The 19,694-nt window shown below is 40.1% G+C and carries 17 protein-coding genes and 2 pseudogenes; 13 read left to right on the plus strand and 6 right to left on the minus strand.

Going from position 1 to position 19,694, the window contains the following annotated elements; translation table 11 throughout:
* The first annotated feature begins 40 nt into the window (after nt 1–40).
* From AC0L6R_RS03180 to AC0L6R_RS03195, 4 genes are all read left to right on the plus strand, one after another.
* A complete protein-coding gene (locus AC0L6R_RS03180) occupies nt 41–685 on the plus strand; it encodes a thiamine phosphate synthase (RefSeq protein ID WP_473269891.1) in 645 nt (214 codons plus the stop codon).
* Nucleotides 682–963 carry a Trm112 family protein gene (locus AC0L6R_RS03185; RefSeq protein WP_473269892.1) on the plus strand — a complete coding sequence of 94 codons (282 nt, stop codon included), beginning with the start codon at nt 682–684 and terminating at the stop codon, nt 961–963. The genes AC0L6R_RS03180 and AC0L6R_RS03185 overlap by 4 nt, the downstream gene beginning before the upstream one ends.
* Before the next feature lie 89 nt (nt 964–1,052).
* Nucleotides 1,053–2,303, plus strand: a complete 1,251-nt coding sequence (locus AC0L6R_RS03190; RefSeq protein WP_473269893.1) for an alpha/beta hydrolase — start codon at nt 1,053–1,055, stop codon at nt 2,301–2,303.
* A 15-nt stretch (nt 2,304–2,318) separates the two neighbouring features.
* Nucleotides 2,319–3,464, plus strand: a complete 1,146-nt coding sequence (locus AC0L6R_RS03195; RefSeq protein WP_473269894.1) for a hypothetical protein — start codon at nt 2,319–2,321, stop codon at nt 3,462–3,464.
* A 106-nt stretch (nt 3,465–3,570) separates the two neighbouring features.
* On the opposite strand, the gene AC0L6R_RS03200 is transcribed toward AC0L6R_RS03195, so the two are convergent.
* The 4 genes and pseudogenes from AC0L6R_RS03200 to dgt all read right to left on the minus strand — a co-directional run bounded on the left by AC0L6R_RS03200 (nt 3,571) and on the right by dgt (nt 8,112).
* Nucleotides 3,571–4,281 (minus strand): hypothetical protein, encoded by a 711-nt coding sequence (locus tag AC0L6R_RS03200; RefSeq protein WP_473269895.1) that lies wholly within the window; start codon nt 4,279–4,281, stop codon nt 3,571–3,573.
* Between the two features lie 96 nt (nt 4,282–4,377).
* Nucleotides 4,378–4,713, minus strand: a complete 336-nt coding sequence (locus tag AC0L6R_RS03205; RefSeq protein WP_473269896.1) for a hypothetical protein — start codon at nt 4,711–4,713, stop codon at nt 4,378–4,380.
* Nucleotides 4,706–6,460 (minus strand): AsmA family protein, encoded by a 1,755-nt coding sequence (locus tag AC0L6R_RS03210; RefSeq protein ID WP_473269897.1) that lies wholly within the window; start codon nt 6,458–6,460, stop codon nt 4,706–4,708. The genes AC0L6R_RS03205 and AC0L6R_RS03210 overlap by 8 nt, the downstream gene beginning before the upstream one ends.
* A 299-nt stretch (nt 6,461–6,759) precedes the next feature.
* Nucleotides 6,760–8,112 (minus strand): annotated as a pseudogene (dgt, locus tag AC0L6R_RS03215) (dGTP triphosphohydrolase).
* 105 nt (nt 8,113–8,217) lie between these two features.
* Here dgt and AC0L6R_RS03220 point away from each other — a divergent pair.
* The 5 genes from AC0L6R_RS03220 to AC0L6R_RS03240 all read left to right on the plus strand — a co-directional run bounded on the left by AC0L6R_RS03220 (nt 8,218) and on the right by AC0L6R_RS03240 (nt 12,254).
* The gene (locus AC0L6R_RS03220; protein ID WP_473269898.1) at nt 8,218–9,042 is read left to right on the plus strand and encodes a DUF4382 domain-containing protein; all 825 of its coding nucleotides are present in this window, start codon (nt 8,218–8,220) and stop codon (nt 9,040–9,042) included.
* Nucleotides 9,043–9,137: 95 nt separating this feature from the next.
* On the plus strand, nt 9,138–9,935 hold the full coding sequence (locus tag AC0L6R_RS03225; RefSeq protein ID WP_473269899.1) for a DUF4382 domain-containing protein: 798 nt from the start codon (nt 9,138–9,140) through the stop codon (nt 9,933–9,935).
* The gene (ribD, locus tag AC0L6R_RS03230) at nt 9,935–10,960 is read left to right on the plus strand and encodes a bifunctional diaminohydroxyphosphoribosylaminopyrimidine deaminase/5-amino-6-(5-phosphoribosylamino)uracil reductase RibD (RefSeq protein WP_473269900.1); all 1,026 of its coding nucleotides are present in this window, start codon (nt 9,935–9,937) and stop codon (nt 10,958–10,960) included. The genes AC0L6R_RS03225 and ribD overlap by 1 nt, the downstream gene beginning before the upstream one ends.
* On the plus strand, nt 10,953–11,435 hold the full coding sequence (locus AC0L6R_RS03235; protein WP_473269901.1) for a GAF domain-containing protein: 483 nt from the start codon (nt 10,953–10,955) through the stop codon (nt 11,433–11,435). The genes ribD and AC0L6R_RS03235 overlap by 8 nt, the downstream gene beginning before the upstream one ends.
* 36 nt (nt 11,436–11,471) lie before the next feature.
* Nucleotides 11,472–12,254, plus strand: coding sequence for a hypothetical protein (locus AC0L6R_RS03240; protein WP_473269902.1), 783 nt, complete (start codon nt 11,472–11,474; stop codon nt 12,252–12,254).
* Nucleotides 12,255–12,412: 158 nt separating this feature from the next.
* On the opposite strand, the gene AC0L6R_RS03245 is transcribed toward AC0L6R_RS03240, so the two are convergent.
* Nucleotides 12,413–13,186 (minus strand): alpha/beta fold hydrolase, encoded by a 774-nt coding sequence (locus AC0L6R_RS03245; RefSeq protein WP_473269903.1) that lies wholly within the window; start codon nt 13,184–13,186, stop codon nt 12,413–12,415.
* Between the two features lies 1 nt (nt 13,187).
* On the minus strand, nt 13,188–15,107 hold the full coding sequence (dxs, locus tag AC0L6R_RS03250) for a 1-deoxy-D-xylulose-5-phosphate synthase (protein WP_473269904.1): 1,920 nt from the start codon (nt 15,105–15,107) through the stop codon (nt 13,188–13,190).
* Between the two features lie 177 nt (nt 15,108–15,284).
* Here dxs and AC0L6R_RS03255 point away from each other — a divergent pair, with 177 nt between their 5' ends.
* From AC0L6R_RS03255 to alr, 4 genes and pseudogenes are all read left to right on the plus strand, one after another.
* Nucleotides 15,285–16,034, plus strand: coding sequence for a segregation and condensation protein A (locus AC0L6R_RS03255; RefSeq protein ID WP_473269905.1), 750 nt, complete (start codon nt 15,285–15,287; stop codon nt 16,032–16,034).
* Nucleotides 16,035–16,141: 107 nt separating this feature from the next.
* Nucleotides 16,142–17,231 (plus strand): annotated as a pseudogene (locus AC0L6R_RS03260) (lysylphosphatidylglycerol synthase transmembrane domain-containing protein).
* Entirely contained in the window at nt 17,215–18,222 is a 1,008-nt protein-coding gene (locus AC0L6R_RS03265; protein ID WP_473269906.1) for a Mur ligase family protein, read from the plus strand. The pseudogene AC0L6R_RS03260 and the gene AC0L6R_RS03265 overlap by 17 nt, the downstream one beginning before the upstream one ends.
* 88 nt (nt 18,223–18,310) lie before the next feature.
* On the plus strand, nt 18,311–19,678 hold the full coding sequence (gene alr / locus AC0L6R_RS03270) for an alanine racemase (RefSeq protein ID WP_473269907.1): 1,368 nt from the start codon (nt 18,311–18,313) through the stop codon (nt 19,676–19,678).
* The last annotated feature ends 16 nt before the right edge of the window (nt 19,679–19,694 follow it).

Below are 19,694 nucleotides of genomic sequence, written 5' to 3' on the forward strand. Positions count from 1 at the left end.
ATTGGGCAGCTTATTTTGATGCATTAAAAGCTGGATGGAAATGAAGGAAAAAGCGAAAATTAACTCTGGAATATATTTGGTGATTGATCCTTCGATGGAAGAAAGCACGCTTTTAGAATCATTGGAAAAAGCTATTTCGGCAAAACCTTGCGCTCTGCAGATTTGGGATAATTTCCCTTCTTCGGTTCAGGTAGCACCACTTATTTGTAAAATAAAAGAGATCTGTAGAGGTACTGGAATTCCTATTTTAATGAATAATCATCCTGAATGGGCCGAGCTGTTTGACATGGATGGAATTCATTTTGACGAGTTGTCCCCTGATCATACCGTATCGTTTCCTAAGTTAAAACAGCAAGGAAAACTCATTGGCGTGACGATCAATAATGACTTGGACCTGATCAAAGCTGCTATTCGGGCCAATGTGGATTACCTCTCTTTTTGCTCCATGTTTCCCTCATCGACCGCAAATAGCTGTGATTTGGTGGAGTTCGAAACGGTTCAAAAAACAAGGAAACTCACATCCATCCCAATTTTCCTAGCAGGTGGGATCACTACCCAAAGAATCGAACACCTAAAACCCTTAGAATTTGATGGCATCGCTGTGGTGTCTGGTGTGATGAAAGCTGCAGATCCAGAGACAGCCATTTCTCAATACAAACAATTACTTACTGACTTAAAAAAATGAAACTAGAAACGATTGAAAAGCTCTGCTGTCCATTTGATAAGCAAGATTTAACCTTAAAAATAATCCTCAAAAATGCAGAAGAAAACATCTTAGAAGGCTGGCTAAACTGTTCAAGCTGTAGTAGAATCTACCCAATTATCAAAGGTATCCCCATCATGAATCCTGATGACTATAGGGAAGCACACTTGGAGCAACCAGTATTGGATAGATGGCAAAATCAATTGGAAGGTAGAGAAATAAAGGATTTTAGGTTAAAAGAAAGCCCTTCTACTATCTGATGTTGCTGAAAAGAGTGTGGATGGTTCTATTATTTACTAGGAAAAAAGTAGCTTAGGAATACTCTTGAATTACCATACTATTTTTAAAAATGAAGAAATGGATTAAGAAAGCCAAAAACTTGATAACTGCTAAGCTGTCACTTATCTCTCCTGGTTTTTATGCATTTAAAGGCGCAGCCTTTGGCTTAATAGCATTCACAGTTTTATTGATTATCCTTAATGTTGTTAAATTTTCTTTTCAGATAGGCGATCCGTACTATTTGCTTTTTGGTCTATTGACTATCATTGTTATGGCTCTTCTGGGGGCGTTGGGAGTTTGGATTATAAAGCTTCTTTACCAAATCCCTAGGGGGTTCAAATTTGCGCTTCTTATGTGCTTGCCTATTCTGGCTATGATAGTTTATTTCCAGGTGGTATTGGTAGTACTATTGGCAGTGCTCTTTTCGATACTCGGCGCGGTATATTTTATCTTTGTACGTTCGAGCTTCTCCAGATTGACCACACCAAAAAAAGTGGTTGCTTCAATAGCTTTGTGTATTGCTCTTTTTGGAATCGGAGCCTCAGTATATTACTATTCTATTATTGGCTTGGATGTAGATCCAATTGAAAATGCAGCATTACTTACTGCAGACAAAATTCCGGCGATTTTGGGAAAATCACCTGGAGACAATGGAGAGTATTTGGTCAAAACAATTACTTATGGCAGTGGAAAGGACAAACATAGACCTGAGTTTGCTGAGAAAGTAACCTTTAATTTTTTAACAGATTCAGTGAACGGAGTTGCTTTTCTAGATAACTGGAATGGCTTTTCTGGTTGGTGGAGGGAGAAATACTGGGGTTTTGATGATAAATCGCTTCCAATCAATGGTAGAGTTTGGTACCCGGAAGGGCAAGGCCCATTCCCATTAGTTTTAGTAGTTCATGGAAATCATAGCATGCAGGATTATTCTGATCCTGGTTATGATTACCTGGGAGAACTATTGGCTTCAAGGGGAATGGTTTTGGTATCAGTCGACGAGAATTTCATCAACAGTTCGTGGACGGACATAAGGGAGGGATTAAGCGAAGAAAATGATGCCAGAGGCTGGTTGCTTTTGGAGCATCTCAAGGTTTGGCATGATTGGAACTCAAGTTCAGATCACCCATTTTTCAATAAAATAGACACTACAAAGATAGCTTTGATCGGTCATTCCAGAGGCGGAGAAGCAGTGGCTCACGCCGCTATGTTAAATGAATTGGATTTTTATCCGGACGATGCTTCTGTCAAGCTGGATTATCATTATAACATCAAGTCGATCGTCGCCATCGCTCCTGTAGACGGGCAATACGAGCCAGACTGAGATAGTAGAACAAAATTGAAGGATATCAATTACTTCGTGATTCACGGAGCTCAGGATGCGGATGTTTCTTCCTTCATGGGGTCTATGCAATACGAGCGGATCAGCTTTCAGGATTCCTCCTATCATTTCAAATCTGGACTCTATGTTTATGGTGCCAATCACGGGCAATTCAATACTTCTTGGGGAAATAACGATACCGGTAATCCTTTTCTGGGACTTTTGAATCTTAAGCAGCAGCTTGATGATTCTACACAGCAGAAAATTGCCAAGGTCTATATTTCAGCATTTCTTGAAGCTACTTTGCAGGGGAAAAAGGAATATTTACCACTTTTCCTAGATGCCAGAAAAGGGAAGAATTGGCTTCCGGAGACGATTTACCTGAATCAGTTTGAGGATTCAAACCTGCAAACCCTGGCAAATTTTGACGAGGATTTTGATGTTAAAACTCTAACCACTGATTCGGCGGGTGTAGAATCCACGAACTTATCGGTTTGGAGGGAAGCTGAAATCCAATTGAAATGGGCGAAAAAAGGCTCGAGAGCAGCTTTTTTGGGATGGAATTATGAGGTGGAAGATAGTTTGAAAGATGAAAAGGCTATAGACATTGTCGCAGACTCCTTAATTGCCAGCTACAGTTTAAACTTTGATCCTAATTCTTTTTTGCTCGATTCCACCAGTGTTTTGATGTTTTCCATGGCAGAATCAACCGAAGATGCTAACCCGAAATCCTCAGGAAAATGGCTTGTTAACGCTAATGATAATAATAACACTGAAGAAGAGGTGGATGAAGAAAATTCTGACGAGGAACTTGAAGAGGTTGTGGAATCAGATGAAGATGACACTGAAGAGAAGAAAGCGAAGAAGCCGCTGGATTTCACCATCCACTTACTAGATTCTGCTGGGCAATCTGTCAAATTCTTATTGAGTGAATTTTCTCCATTGCAGCGTGAAATTTCCGTGACCATCTGGAAATCTGATTTTATAAAAGGAAATAGTCAATCTGAAAAAGTATTTCAAACCTTCGCTTTCAACCTAGAAAAATTTGCCAAATCAAACCCTAGCTTCACTCCTACCCAAATCAAGACTATCAAGTTTGTCTTTGATCAAAGTATCTCCGGAGTTGTGGTAGTGGATAATATTGGGTTTAGTAAAGAGTTTTAGAAAGCATTATTAAAGGTCGAGGACTAGATGGCAGTCAGTTCAAGCGAAGTCGAGAACCTTTCGACTTCGCTCAGCCTGATTAACCATAATCAAAGGCCTACCACGTTTAATCCTTCTTCACAGTTGTGGTATCAGGTTTAGTGGAGGCTGGTGTGCTTTTAGGAAAAAATCCTTTCAAGAGCTTTTTGGCTTCATCCACAGCTTTATCTTTTGCTACATCCACCTGTTTTTCCAATTCCTTCTTTACACTATCCTGTGCTACTTCTGATTTTGCTTTGAGTGCCAATTTCATGCTGTCCTGAGCAGCATTGAATTGCTCATTAGCCTGTGTTTGGAGATTTTTTGCCTCACCACTTACTCTAGCTTTCAGTGCATTCGCAAGCAATGATTCTATACTGTTTCCTCCGGCAAGGGTGATTTTCGGCGAATTGTACGTTCCTGAAAGGTTCAAGGCCAATGGAATAGTAGTATTCTCATCCGTGGAAGTTCCAGTGATAGAGGATAAAAGAGCATTTGCTTGGGATCCGAATTTCCCGGCAGGAATCTGCATATTTACTAAGTAATTTATCGAGCCATCAAAACCCGCCGTACCTTGCACGTTTGCCTGATAATCCCACAGTTTCACATCGAATGGCTTCACATCCATCACGCCATTTTCAATCGAAATAGGGATGGTAATATTCTTGAGCTGAAGAGTATTCACATCTTTTAGCTTTGTGAGACTAGTGATTCCTTCTAATATTTTACTGTCTTTCAGAGCTGTCTCGGCCACTTTCAGCAAACCTTTTCCATCAAGACTTGACAATAATGGCATCATATCCTGGCCCAGTTTTCCGGAGAAATTTAGATCGGAATTGAATTTTCCTGTCAGGTTTTGAGCAATTGGAGCAAAAGCTTTAATGGTATTAAATGACTAAAAAGCTTCTGCAATGCTGAGTTCTGAAATGTTTAAGCTGAAATTAAATGCGGGCTCAGTCAAATCTCTAGGATCATAGTTACCTGACAATCCAATAGTACCTCCCATCGTTTTCATTGATGCATCTGAAAAGCTCAGAACGCCATTTTTTAATGACATATTTCCTTTCACCTCTTTTAGGTTCAAATTGTCATAGATTACTTCATTTGCGACCGCAGTCATGGTAAAGTCAATATTATTTGGTAGCTCGATTACTGATAGCTCAGTACTTGTCGTATCAGCCGAAGTATCTTCGCTCATCCATTCATTTACATTGAACCTACTGCTATTCATGGCGGAGCTGACCTTTCAAGGTTCCATTTTCACCAAGGAAGTACTCCATGTAATTGGAAAGGTAACCAGTGGCCTGCAATGGGCTTTCTCCAATCTTCGAATCGAATTCTGTTAAATTTATACGCTCTGGAGTGAATTCTGCTTTTGCGCTAGCGATCTCAACACCCTGAGGGACATCAGTAGAAGAATACTTGAACTTGCTGATATCCATGCTGCCGCGAGTCTCCAGTTGATTGTATTTTTCAGCCTGAACAGCCGCATAGGATCCTTTCGTATTGATATCCGCTTGAATATGACCTTCCATAGTCATGTCATCCATTGGAAAAATGGCTAATATCTTCCTGAGATCAACTCCTCCGATAATTTCTCCATCCCAGAAGAGTTTGTCAAAATCTCGGATTTTCATGTTTCCTCGTATTGCTTCACCTTCCAGCTCAAATCCAAACTGACTTAGATCAACCAGAAAATCCGTCATATTTCCATTAGGATTCTGCACGGAGGCATTCACGTTTAATTTCTCAATGGGTGCTGGATAATCTGCACTTTTTGCATATCCATTAGCCAGCAAAAGCTTTGCATTGATGGCAGGAATAATACCTGCGACAGAATCATATCGACCTTTGGCAGTAGCATCCACATCGAGATTTCCTTTTAAGGCAAGCCCCTCAATTGGGAAAATGGAGGTCAATTCCTCCAGATCTAATTTGCCTTTCAAAGCAGCATCGATTGTGTAACTTACCAAATCAGATAGATACAATTTTCCTGAAATAGGATTACTTCCAAAGTCTAAATTGAATGTGGGAATTGAAATGGAAGTATTATCAATATTATCCGTTTCGTTTTTTACCTGGAGGTCAAGATTCACGTTTTTCACTGGCTTTGGCAAGTCTGGGTATTGGAACATGCCGTCAGCTACTTTGAGCGAAATATCAAAAGAAGGAATTTTCACATCATTGTAAATCCCTTTGATAGTTCCATTGAAATCCATGGTTCCAGAGGTTTTTAAACTGGAAAAACTCTCCGAGTAGATACCAGGAATAAGTGATAAAATACTCTTGAACTCATTGTCAATTCCAGTTAAAACTAGATCCATTTCTATGTCATCGCTAGGCATTGCCAAGAATCCGCTCAATCCAAAAAGAAAATCGTTTAGCTGAAAATTACCTTCTCCCAGCGTGAACCTCATATTTTCCATGTCAATATTCAGCAGGGTTTCGCCCTTGAAAGTTTTGTTGGTAAGGTAACTTACATCTTCATAGGTAATGTCTGCTATCAAAGCTTCCATGTCAATCGGAAGGGCATACACATCTGCTGTAAAATCACCGGACCCCTGTGCATTGATCCCTCCTAAAGCCATAAAATAATCAAGTTGTCTATCGTCATAGACCAAATTGAGATTGCTGATTTCCATCTCATCCACTCCGATTTTAAAATTGCTATCAGCCGTATCTTCCGTCACTGTTTCTGAAGGGAAAGTGATGTCATAATTTGCTTTCCCATCTTCCAATACCTTGATGTAAAGATTTCCACCATTCAAATGGACGCCAGTGAGCGTAGGGTAGTCATCAAAAAGCACGGATTTAAGGTTGAAATCAATGGCCAATTCACGAAGTGAAACCAAAGTGTCCTTTTCAAAAGGGGCATTCCCAACAATATCGAAATCAGTGATTCTTGCCGATACGTTTGGGAATCTTCTAAAGAGGCTTAAGCTCACATTATCAATGTCATAAATGACTTTTGCATTCACAGATTGGGCAATTTCCCGGTCAATTCGGGCAGCAATTTTGTCTTTGAAAAGAAAAGGAACAGCTACTGCTTGGAGCTATCAAAAATATAAATACACCTAAAATGATGATCAGTGCCTTTTTCATATATGGTTTTATTAAGCGAATAGGTGGGTTTGCTGGAATAGGTAGATTCCAGTCAGGCAATAGATACGTAATTATTGCCCTTTGTAGGCTAAATAGTTACAAAATTTAAGCCGCGAAGCTTATACATTCTCCAAAGAGCTTGCATTTAGGAAAACTAAGTACAAGGATATTTAATTTAAGACCCTGGAAAGGAGATGCCTTTCACTCTACGATAGAGATTCAGGGCGTATTTGTCAGTCATTCCAGAAATGAAATCCACTAAGGACCGAAGTAAAGGATATGGGTTAACTTCAGCCCCCCAGCCCTTCAGTGGGAAATCTTCCGGCAGAAGTCGAAGTATGCTTTTGTCTTGCCCTGAGAATTTCTCTGGGTCATAAAATTGATGGTAAAGAGCTTTGGAAAATACTTCTAACAATCCTTCCAAAACTTGAAAACCTGCCGCCTCTTTTTCCAAAACCACTTGAGAACGATAAATTTTTTGAACCGAAACGTCAGTGATTTTCTGAAGTGCCTTGGCCGAAGGGATGATATCAGTCAGAGCTTTGTCAAAATTGCCTTTGCACATACTTTCCTCTAACCGGCCAAAGACTTCTACACATTCGCTGATTAACTCCCCAATTGCTAAGGCTCGCAATGCACCAAGGTTTTGTGTGACAGTTCTAGGCTCCTTTAATTTTTTCGGATCAAATTTATCCTTCAAAATCTGGAGCTAGAAGCTTCACTGTTTCCTCAAAGCTTACCAATCCCAAGGTACAGCCATCTTCCAGATCAATAATGCTATAGCAAATATCATCCGCAGCTTCTACCAAGAATGCCAAGGGATGGCGATACCAGCATTCAGGACTGGATTTTTCCATTCCAAGCACAGCTCCCATTTGCTCAAAATCGGCTAATTGGTTGATGAAAAACCCGTATTTTTTCTGGCTTCTTCGAGCAATATCCCGCTGTGCTATCATGCTTGGACGTGGATATTTGGTAAATGCCGCCAATGTTGCATAAGTGAGTTTCAGTCCAAAAAACCGCTCGGAAACAAGCATTCTAAAACCCTGAGCGTTTCCTTCGAAATTGCAGAGATCAGCTAATTGCTCTGTACGTACATGCGATTCCCAAGCATTTTCCGGCAGGATGAAATTTAAAGAAATCAGAAATAGCCTCTTCTCCTGCATGACCAAAAGGAGGGTTTCCAATATCATGCGTTAATGCCGCTGCGGCACACAATTGCTCCAATTTCAAATGGAGTAATACCGGTTTTATTCAGCTGCGGGTACTTTTCCAACAGCATTTCCCCTGCTGCTTTTCCCAGGGATCGCCCTACACTGGACACTTCTAAGCTATGGGTAAGTCTAGTATGTACGAAAGCCTGTTCAGGCAGAGGAAAAACCTGAGTTTTATCTTGAAGATTACGGAATGGAGAAGAAAAAATTATTCGATCATAATCTACTTCAAATTTGCTTCGGGTTACTTGTGTAGGTATAAATCCCGGATTATCACCAAATCTGCCTCGGGATAAAAGGCGTTCCCATTTCATCATGCCCAAAAATAAGAAGGTATTGAGACATTACTTTACTATTTGTCATTTTTGAGTTGGCATGGTCATTGGCATTTCCTTACCACTAAACTAAACTCGATTCGTATGAAAAATATATTTTCCTATCTCCTTATAGCATGCTGGGCTGTTTTTTCAATGTCATGCTCTTCCGATGATGAGAATCCAAGTGGAGAGTCAGCACGCGTTAATATTTTATTAGTGGATGCACCAGCCTCTTACGATGAAGTATGGGTAGAAGTACTAGCCGTTCGTGTGAAGATAGATGAGGACGGGATAGAGGATGATGACATTGATGACGACGATGAGTCTTCTTGGGTAGAAATTATTTATGACGAAAGTCAACCAATTAACCTTTTAGAATTAACAGGAGGAACTAGTGAGCATTTAGGAACAGAGAATTTTCCTGAAGGAGAAATCGATCAAATCAGATTGATTCTTGGTGAGAACAATTACGTAATCAAAGACGGTCAACGTTTTGACATGAAAACACCAAGTGCTCAGCAGAGTGGATTGAAAATTAAAGTGGATGAATACATAGAAGGTGGGATGTCTTATGATTTGGTAATTGATTTTGATGCTGCTAAGTCTATCGTAGAGGCAGGAAATTCTGGGCAAATCATCCTTAAGCCTGTATTGAGAGCATATTTAGACGAAGTTTCTACTGGTATTATGGGTCAAGTTCTACCTTTGGAAGCTCAGCCAGTTCAGGTAACTGTTGAAGGGGAAGGAGAATCTATGAATACATTTGTAGATGCAAATGGCAATTATAAAATCACTGGATTAGACGAAGGGGTTTATAAAATTACCTTTACTCCAAATGATTCCTATGAAATTGTAATGGTAGAAGGGATTATCGTTGAAGATGAAATGGTTACTACGGTGACTTCACAGGTCTTACCGGAAAATTAAGGTTTTAGATAATTTAGACCAGCTAAGGCTGGTCTTTTTTTTATCTAGGTTATCTTGAACTACTGTATTCAATAGATTTGGCCTAAATTTGCTTTGTGAAAAAACTTTACTTTTATCTATTTCCAGTAGCATGTGTGCTTTTCCTAGCATCTTGCGAAGACCCTGATTCAAGTCCAAGATCTTTACTCAATCTGATATTGGTAGATAGTCCTGCCAAATGGGATTCTGTTTTTGTGGAGATTGAGGGAGTAGATATAGAGGTATTGGCAGAAGGTCGAGAGACTCAGAGCCAGACTTTTTTCCTGAAATATAAATCCGGTGACAAAAGGATAAAAGTTAGTGATCTGGTGGGAAGCACTGCACTGCTATTAGGAAGAAGTGAATTGCCGATTGGTCAAATAATAAGTGCTAAGATTATTCTAGGGGATAACCATTCCATGTTTTTTAATGAGAAAAAATATGTGTTGGCGCTTTCGGATCCTACAAGAAATGAAATTTCATTAGAAACCTCAATCGATATAGAGCAGGGAATTTCCTATGATATCTTGCTGGATTTGGATCTTGAAAAGTCCATAGTCCAAGTATCAGAATCTCCACTAACCTACGAGCTAGATCCAACCTTTACTTTGATAAGTGGAATTGGTACGGTGGATATCAGCGGGACGTTGAAACCAACGACTCTTTATCCGGCGATTTACCTAAGCAATGGTGAGGATACCATATCTACGCATACTGATGCCACTGGCAAATATTATTTCAGAGTTCAAGCAGGTTCTTACAATATTTTATTTGATCCGAAGGACGAGTTGTATTTAGATACAGCCTATGCATCAAAGTTGGTGGTGAGTGAAGATAGTGTACTTGCTCCAATCACGTTTAAGAAAAAACCCTGATGAAAGCTGATGAACTCTACATGCAACGAGCTCTAGAACTTGCAGAACTTGGTAGGGGAAAAGTCAGCCCAAACCCAATGGTGGGTTGCGTGATTGTACATCAAGACAGGATTATTGGCGAAGGATACCATCAGCAATATGGTAAACCGCATGCTGAAGTCAATGCAATAAATTCGGTAGCAAATCAGGATTTATTAGCTGATTCGACGGTCTATGTAACGCTGGAGCCTTGTGCGCACTTCGGAAAAACTCCTCCCTGCGCTAATTTGCTGGTGGAAAAAAAAGTGAAGAAGGTTATTATTGCAGCTTTCGACAGTAATCCACTAGTGGGCGGAAAAGGGATCCAAATTTTGAAAGATGCAGGGATTGTAGTTCAAACGGGTCTTTTAGAACAAGAAGCAAGATTTCAGAACAAACGGTTTTTCACCCAAATAGAGAAGAAAAGACCTTATGTGATTTTGAAGTGGGCACAAACGAAAGACGGGTTTGTTGCTAGGGAGGATTATTCCTCCAAATGGATTACAAATTCTTCCAGCAGACAACTGGTGCACAAGTGGAGAGCTGAGGAAGATGCGATAATGGTCGGTAAAAACACCGCTAAATACGACGATCCGGCATTGAATGTGAGAGATTGGGTAGGGAAAAATCCCTTACGAATAGTAATTGATAGCAAACTCGAGCTGCCAAATTCACTTAAATTATTTGATGAAGCAGTACCTACGATCTGTTTTAATACGCTGAAATCTGAAGTAAAAGGCACCTTAGAATATGCTAAGCTGAACCCAGGCTTTAAGATTAAGGATATTCTGGATGAGTTGAATAAGCGAAATATTCAAAGCGTAATTATTGAAGGCGGAAGTTATTTATTGAATAAGTTTTTGGCTTCCGAACTTTGGGATGAGGCTAGAGTGTTTACAAGCAGTAACAAATTTGGTAGTGGAATAGCAGCTCCTGTTCCCCCTACCCCGGTTTCCGAGACTATAGAGATCTTGGACGACACTTTAAGAATTTATCATCATGTCTGAAAGTCTATACATACCTGAATCAGCTACTAAAGCTGAAAAATACGAAGCTATTTTGCCACAGATCGAAGCCTTGATCAGTGGAGAACCAGATCTATATGCGAACCTAGCCAATATCTCAGCAGCTCTTAAAGAAGCATTTGACTTCTTCTGGGTTGGATTTTATCTGGTGAAAGAAAATCAGTTGGTATTGGGGCCATTTCAAGGGCCGATTGCGTGTACAAGAATATCTATAGGAAAAGGTGTTTGTGGTACAGCGTGGCAAGAAGGCAAGACTGTTCTTGTTCCTGATGTGGATGCATTTCCAGTGCATATTGCCTGCAGCTCTGCATCTAAGTCCGAGATAGTTGTTCCGGTTTTCAGAGGAGGGTTGGTAGCAATGGTTTTAGATGTGGATTCCGATCAGCTGAATGATTTTGATTCGGTTGATCAGGAATATTTGGAGAAATTGATGGGAGTGGTGGGGAGCCAGTTGTGATTATACTTAATATCTGATAGAAAACGATAAATCTATATGAAGAAGGCTCTGGTCATATTGCTTTTAGTGTTTTTCTCACAAATAGTTTTTGGTCAAGATATCGAATCTATATCTGTTCAGGTTATGCTTGCAGATGAGCCACCAACGAAGTATGGTCCTCAAATTTTCGAAATAGCCTTTGTTTCAGAAGGCTCTAAATCTCTCAGTGCTGATTATTACATAGACCAATACAAGAAAAAAAAGAAAGTTAAACTTCAAGAGCCAATTGTAATTGAAGCACAACAACTAGAAAAGTTCGACAATTCGATATCGACAAAGAAATCTGAATTTTTGTTGGATGAGTTGGGCGTTGATTTTTCCAATTTAGGACTCTCAAGCTCATTGTATAAAACTACATTCAAAATAGAAGAAGAGGTAATTAGAATAGATTCTTTCAATATCTGTAGAGAATGGCAAAATTTAAGAAGCTTTTCAACTGGCGGTTTTTCTGTTAAAGTACATATGATGAAAAATGGCGATTCGTTCGATGTATTGGACTTTCGTTCTAATGACATTGGGATGTATAAATTGGATCTACAATCCCTTTTGATAATCCAGCCAATCCTTCAAAATAAAATTCCAGATGAGATGGGAATTGAAGGACTTTTCGATAAAGAATCCCTTATTGAACTATTGAATTATTATTACAAGGTTGTCGAATGTGAAGGATATTATTATAATGAATTTATCAATCAGAATCCTGAAAGAACAAAAGCAGAGAATAGAACTAAGGTTGGATGGAATTTTACCGAATATATGAACCATCTAACTAAAAATTAGTAGAGAATCCCTAAGTAGATATTTCATTGTGGCCGAGCGAAGTCGAGGCCCACAACACATTTCTATACTCTCTTTTTAGAATTTGAATATAAAAGTTGGGTTAAATCCTCCACCCAATCTTAATTGGTTTTCTAAGCGAAAATCGAAATCAAGCAGTCTTATCCCTTACTGACCCTCTCACAAAACTCCTTCACAATTTTCAAACTTTCCTCTTTTCGCTCTATCATTCCCAAGTGTCCGGTGTTTTCGAGTTCGAAATAGTCTGTGATAGCTTTTTGGTGCTTTCGACTCGCATCGATTTTTACGGCTCCATCCAGTGTACCAGCGATCATTAACTTTGAGCCGGAGTAGTTTTTCAATACTTCGAAACGATCTTTCCGATTTCTCATCGCTTTAGTCAATGCGATCAATCCATCCAGAGTACAATGTTTAGCTTGTTCTATCGCAATGTTGATTTCTTGTTCGAATTCCTCTCTTCTCTCATCAGGGATAAGTGGAGGTACAAAAGAAGTAACGAATTTCTCTACACCGTGCTTCTTTAAAAAAATGACTGTGCGATCTCTCATTCCCTTTTTTTCTTCATCATCTGCAAAAGCTGTGGAATGGAAAAGCCCAACTGCTTTAAGCCTTTTCCCCATTAATTCTAATAAGGCCAACATTACATATCCGCCTAGTGAGTGACCGATTACGATGGGATCTTTTATAGAATTCTCCTCCATCCAATCTTCTAGCTGTACTGCAATTTCCTCCAAGCTATTTTGTGAAAGAGCCAGAGGGGAGTCTCCACATCCTGGAAGATCAGGACATATTACTCTGAAGTCGCTGGACAAAGCATTTGAAAAGCCTCTCCACATTTCTCCGATTTCGCAGAAACCATGAATCAAGACAACAGGTTGCCCTTCTCCTTTTTCAAAAAAACTAATGGAAGACATCTTAGGAAATAGTTTTGGAAACCTCAGTGAGGCTTCTAACTGTAGCAGCTATTCCTTCAGGATCAAAACCGCATTCTTTATGTAATTCAAGCTGCTCACCATGCTCAATGATATCATCAGGAATGCCTAAACGCTTCACCTGAGCTTGGTATCCATGATCTATCATCCACTCAATTACTGCAGAACCAAATCCACCCATCAAGCAACCATCTTCTACAGTGATCACCTTTTTGAATTTGCCAAAAATCTCATGAAGCAATTCTCCATCCAGAGGCTTCACAAATCGCATATCGTATTGAGCAGGGTTTAAACCTTCTTTTTGAAGTTTCTCGCAAGCCTCTACAGCATAGTTTCCGATGTGTCCAATTGTTAAAATGGCGATTTCTTCACCTTCTTTTACAATTCTTCCTTGACCTAGTGGAATTTGCTCGAATGGTGTTTTCCACTCAGGCATTACACCTTTCCCTCTTGGATATCGGATAGAATAAGGGCCATTGTGAAGAGATGCGGAATACATCATATTTCGAAGTTCTGCCTCATTCATTGGTGCTGAAACGACCAAATTGGGAATACAACGGAAATAGGCAATATCGTAAGCTCCATGGTGCGTAGGTCCATCAGCTCCAGCAAAACCAGCTCTGTCCAAACAAAGAACCACAGGTAAATTCTGCAAACACACATCGTGCACGACTTGATCGTAAGCGCGCTGCATGAACGTAGAGTAGATATTACAGAAAGGAACAAGTCCTTGAGTTGCTAAGCCAGCAGAAAACGTTACTGCATGTTGTTCGGCAATTCCCACGTCAAAAGCTCGATCTGGCATTGCCTTCATCATGATATTCATAGAAGACCCAGACGGCATCGCGGGAGTTACACCCATGATTCGATCATCTTGCTCTGCCAATTCTACCAAAGTATGTCCAAAAACATCCTGATATTTTGGTGCTTGAGGAGTGCTTGGAGTGCTTTTATATATTTCTCCAGTTACTTTGTCAAATGCCCCTGGCGCATGCCAAGTAGTTTGATTTCCTTTTTCTGCAGGACCATATCCTTTGCCTTTCATTGTCACACAATGAAGGATTTTTGGTCCAGGAATATCTTTAAGATCCTTTAGTACTTCTGCCAAGTGATTGACATCGTGACCATCTACAGGACCGAAGTAGCGAAGATTTAATGATTCAAAAAGATTGCTTTGATTCAATAAGGCGGATTTGATTCCTCCCTCCACTTTGGAGATCACATCTTGTGCGCTTGTACCGAACTTGCTCAGTTTGCCCAAAATCTTCCAAACCTCATCTTTTGCTTTATTGTAAGTTTTGGAAGTAGTGATATCAGTAAGATAATCCTTAAGCGCACCGACATTAGGGTCGATCGCCATGCAATTATCATTCAGTATGATCAATAAATTGGTATCACTGACTCCTGCATGGTTCATGGCTTCGAATGCCATTCCTCCGGTCATTGACCCATCACCGATCACGGCAACGTGCTGCTTTTTGGTCAGGCCTTTGTATTGTGAAGCTACCGCCATGCCTAAGGCTGCGGAGATTGAAGTACTAGAGTGACCTACGCCAAAGGTATCGTATTCACTTTCTTTTCTTTTTGGGAAACCTGAAAGTCCTCCATATAGGCGGTTTGTATGAAAGCGCTCTCTTCTTTCAGTAAGGATTTTGTGCCCGTAAGCCTGATGCCCGACATCCCAAACTAGTTGATCTTCGGGAGTGTTAAGTACATAATGAAGCGCGACAGTGAGCTCTACTACACCAAGACTTGCGCTGAAATGACCGCCGTAAACGGATACATTATCAATAATAAATTGTCGGAGTTCATCACAGATTTGAACCAGTTTTTCTTTCGGAAACTTTTTAAGGTCTGCGGGACTATTTATTTGAGCTAATAATTCTCCTGGTTCAATCAGCATTTTGCAGCGGTAATGTGTTCAAATTAGAATAACAACAATTGTGCATTATTGTTTTTCCATCCAATAAATATTGACATTAGGCGATTGCCTCTTTCTCCTGCCGTTTCCAATTAATTTAGCTTAATTGAATATCTTTGACAACAAGGTGGCAAAATTAACCAATAATTTAGATATCCTTTGAGTTTCGAAATCAAATTACCTCTCTTCGAAGGTCCTTTTGACCTCATGCTCTTCTTCATCGAGCGTGATGAACTGGACATATACGATATTCCTATATCCAAGATTACCAATGACTTCTTGGATTATGTCCACCAGATGGAGCAAATGGAAATGGAGGTTGCAAGTGATTTTATCCTTTTTGCAGCTACGCTGATGAAGATTAAGTCGCGAATGCTTTTGCCAAGACCGGAGCTAAATGAGGAGGGAGAAGAAATTGACCCACGAGAGGAACTGATCAGGAATCTACTGGAATACAAGAAGTACAAATCTGTTATTGAAGAGCTTTCATTTATGGAAGGTGAAGAAATGTCCAAGCAAAAGCGGGGAAATATTGCAGCAGAATTGAAGTCACTTAGTAAAATAGATGATGTGGATGCAGAGATGCAGGACATGGATTTATATAAAATGCTAAAGGTTTTTCAGCGGACAATGGCTAAAATGGCAGCCCGTGTAGATGAAACAAAACACACCGTGATTCAGTATCCCTATACGATTGCCCAGCAAAAGGATTTTGTCCTTGAGAAAATCAGTTTTAAGAAAAAAGTGCCTTTTGATGAATTCATCAGCTACAAACCCGATAAGATTTTTGTGATTTATACCTTTCTAGCAATTTTAGAATTACTTCAACTTTCACTGGTTACCATCATTATAGGGGATGGTTTTAATAATTTCTGGGTGGAAAAGACTGAGCCAATAGCTGTAGCCTAGCCTATGAAATCGAGCATGTCGCAGGTGGCAAATACCCCCATATTTCTTCTCGGCGCGAAATTCAGCCCGATAATTATCGGCATGATACCAAAAAAGCTATTAAACAGATGAAACTGGATAACAAAAAGATCTTTAAAACACTCAATCCTAATAAAATCTGGGTTCCGGTTATCATAGGTTTAGCCATTGTTTTCGCGATGTTTTACTTTGATCCCTCGGTAAACAAAGACTCATTAAGTGGGATTTTTGATGCATCAATTCCTTGGATTGTTGTGGCCGTTTTAGTCATTTTGTTTCGCGATGCTGGGTATGTTTTTAGAATTCGTGAGATTACAGGTAGGCATCTGACTTGGAAGCGGGCTATTTATGTAATCATCCTTTGGGAATTTGCTTCTGCAGTGACTCCCTCAGTAGTAGGAGGTTCTCCAGTGGCTATTTTTATATTGAATAAGGAAGGAATCAAGCTGGGAAGGGCTGTTGCCTATGTGATGGTCACCGCTATTTTGGACAATCTATTTTTTGTAATCGGAGCTCCAATAATTCTATTTTTTGCAAAAGGAAATATTTTCCCAACGAGTAAGGTGCTGGAAATGCAATTGGAAAACAGTATGGAAGCCATATTCTGGATTTCTTATTCACTGTATGCTGCATACAGTATGGTGATGGCTGCAGCATTATTTTATAGACCCAGAGTCTTCAAATGGGTTTTAATCAAAATATTTTCAATCAAATGGCTTCGGAAGTGGAAGCATGATGCTCAGGAATATGGTGACCAAATCATCATAGCATCAAGAGAACTATCGGGTAAAAAATGGAATTACTGGGTCCCAATTGTCGTAGCGACTATCCTTATTTGGAGCTCAAGGTATCTGATGCTTAATGCTTTGATTTCTGCATTTGTACCATTGGCGGCCTTTGAGCATGTTATCGTATTTGCCCGGCAGGTGATTATGTGGATCGTGATGATGATATCCCCGACTCCAGGGCAGTAGTGGAACGGCTGAGTTTTTCTTTGGGCAATTCTTTACAGAGTTTCTGGGAAATTACACATTCGTTACCAGTATCTTATGGAGACTTTTATCCTATTATCCATACTTGATTTTGGGAGCATTTTTCCTTCCTAGATGGATTAAGCAGGTGTTTTTCAAGAAAAAGAACAAGAAAATAAATCCGGGACAAGATGTTTCAGGAAGTTAGTCAACCACAAATCGTAGAAATCACCGCGGGATTGCTTTTCAATGGAAATGATGAGCTCTTTATTTCTCAAATTGCAATCGATTCCAGACAGATTCTTCATCCCGAAAAAACACTATTTGTAGCGCTCCGGGGAGCAAAAGCTGATGGAGCTGATTTCATTCCACAATTAGCTGAATTTGGAGTAAAGACATTCTTGGTTCATCACGATTTTGATGAGAACGTCTTTCCGGATATTTGCATAATCAAAGTTGCCGATACCCGAAGAGCCTTGCAGCTTTTGGCCAAATACGAAAGATCTCTCTTTACAAATCCTGTGGTGAGCATCACTGGCAGCAACGGTAAGACTATTGTAAAAGAATGGCTAGGACAGATCTTGGGACAAAAGTACGCTGTAGCCAAAAGCCCAAAAAGCTACAATTCTCAGGTTGGTGTTCCTCTTTCCATCTTCGGAATAGAGACCTATCATCAAGTGGCAATTTTAGAAGCAGGAATTTCGAAGGCTGGAGAAATGGCAGCTTTGGAAGAAATGATCAAGCCGGATGTGGGGATTTTTACCAACCTTGGAACCGCTCATCAGGAAGGGTTTGAAAGCTTGGAATCAAAGCTTAAGGAGAAGCTTTCGATTTTTGAAGATTCTAATCTCCTGATTTACTGTGCTGATCAAAAATTGGTTTCTGATCAAATAGAGGCCTTATTTCCTGCTGAAAAGCTTATAGGTTGGTCGGACAGAGCTGGCTATGAATTTACCAGATCGGTGAAATTGAAGGAGAGCGGTGCTCGCCTGATATTGATGAAATCAGACCTGAGTACACATACATTTCAGGTGCCCTTTTCTGATATGGCTTCACTGGAGAATATCACCCATGTCATCATAGCCGCGATGACTTTGGGGCAAAGCCCAGAATCTATCCAAGAAGGCATATCACACCTCAAATCGGTAGATATGCGACTTACGCTAAAGCCAGGAAATAAACGATTCTCTCCTGATTGATGACACCTATAACAATGATTTGGCCGGGTTGAAAGTCGCGCTGGACTTTATGCAACAGCAGCGTCCCAAACGTCGCAAAATACTGATCTTGTCGGATTTGCTTCAGCAAGGTTCCCCTGAGAAAATTTATGAAGAAGTCACCGAGCTGATAAGAAAATATCAATTCGATCAGATATTTGGAGTTGGTAAAGAGATATTCTTATTGGAAAGGGAGTTCCCAGAATTTTTCAAGGGATTTACTTCTACGGGAGAGCTTCTGTCTAGTCTTGACCCTGAGGCTTTTGCGAATGATATGATATTGATCACAGGAGCAAGGGTTTTTGGATTTGAAGAAGTAGTCAATCGACTTCAGCAGAGAATCCACGGGACTACATTAGAGATCAATCTGAATGCGCTGACTCATAATTATAATTTTTATAAAAAGCTTCTTTCCCCAAAGACCAAAGTTATGGTAATGGTAAAAGCTTTTGCATACGGAGGTGGAGCTGTAGAAATCGCCAATCAAATTCAGACCATGGGGGCGGACTACTTAGGTGTGGCTTTTTCTGACGAAGGCGTCGCTTTGCGTAAGCAGGGTATCAAGCTGCCAATAATGGTGCTTAATACTATGGAGGAATCGTTTGAGCTTTGTAGTGAGTTTGATTTGGAACCGGTAGTTTTTAGTCCTGAGTTTTTTGAGAGTTTGGCGTCTTGGTGTACCATTCATCATAGGACCATGCGTATTCACCTCGACATAGATACGGGAATGCATCGATTGGGTTTTGAGAGAAAGCAGCTGGATGGATTGAAGGATTTAATTCAGGCAAATCCGCAATTGGAGATTGCTTCTGTTTATACTCATTTGGTTGGGGCGGATGAAGAGATTCATCAGGAGTTTTCTTTATCTCAATTGAAGGCTTTTGAAGAGATGAAAAATGATATTCTGCAAGTGATCACTTACAAACCGCTCATTCATGCACTCAATTCAGCTGGAATCGTTGCGTTTCCAGACTTTCAATTCGATATGGTAAGGTTGGGAATCGGCCTTTATGGAGTTGAAGTGACAGGAAAACATGCGTTATCCTTGCGTCCAATCAGTACCTTAAAAACTACAATTTCTCAAATAAAAACTCTTGAACCAGGAGAAACAATTGGGTATTCGAGAAAAGGCATCCTAATCTCTGGAGGTAAAATAGCTACCCTTGCGCTTGGGTATGCAGATGGGTATGATCGGCGGTTTAGCAATGGTAAAGGCTATGTGTTAATCAATGGAAAAAAAGCTCCTGTGATCGGGAATGTCTGTATGGACATGTGCATGGTGGATGTGAGCGGAATGGACGTGAAAGCTGGTGATGAGGCAATTGTATACGGAGAGAAAATTTCGTTGAAAGAGCTTGCGGATCAGATCGGTACGATCCCATATGAACTTCTGACTAATATTAGTACCCGAGTGAAGCGCATTTATTACCTAGACTAGGGTTGGTTTTGGCTTA

Source organism: Algoriphagus sp. 10J20-15, assembly GCF_055809615.1.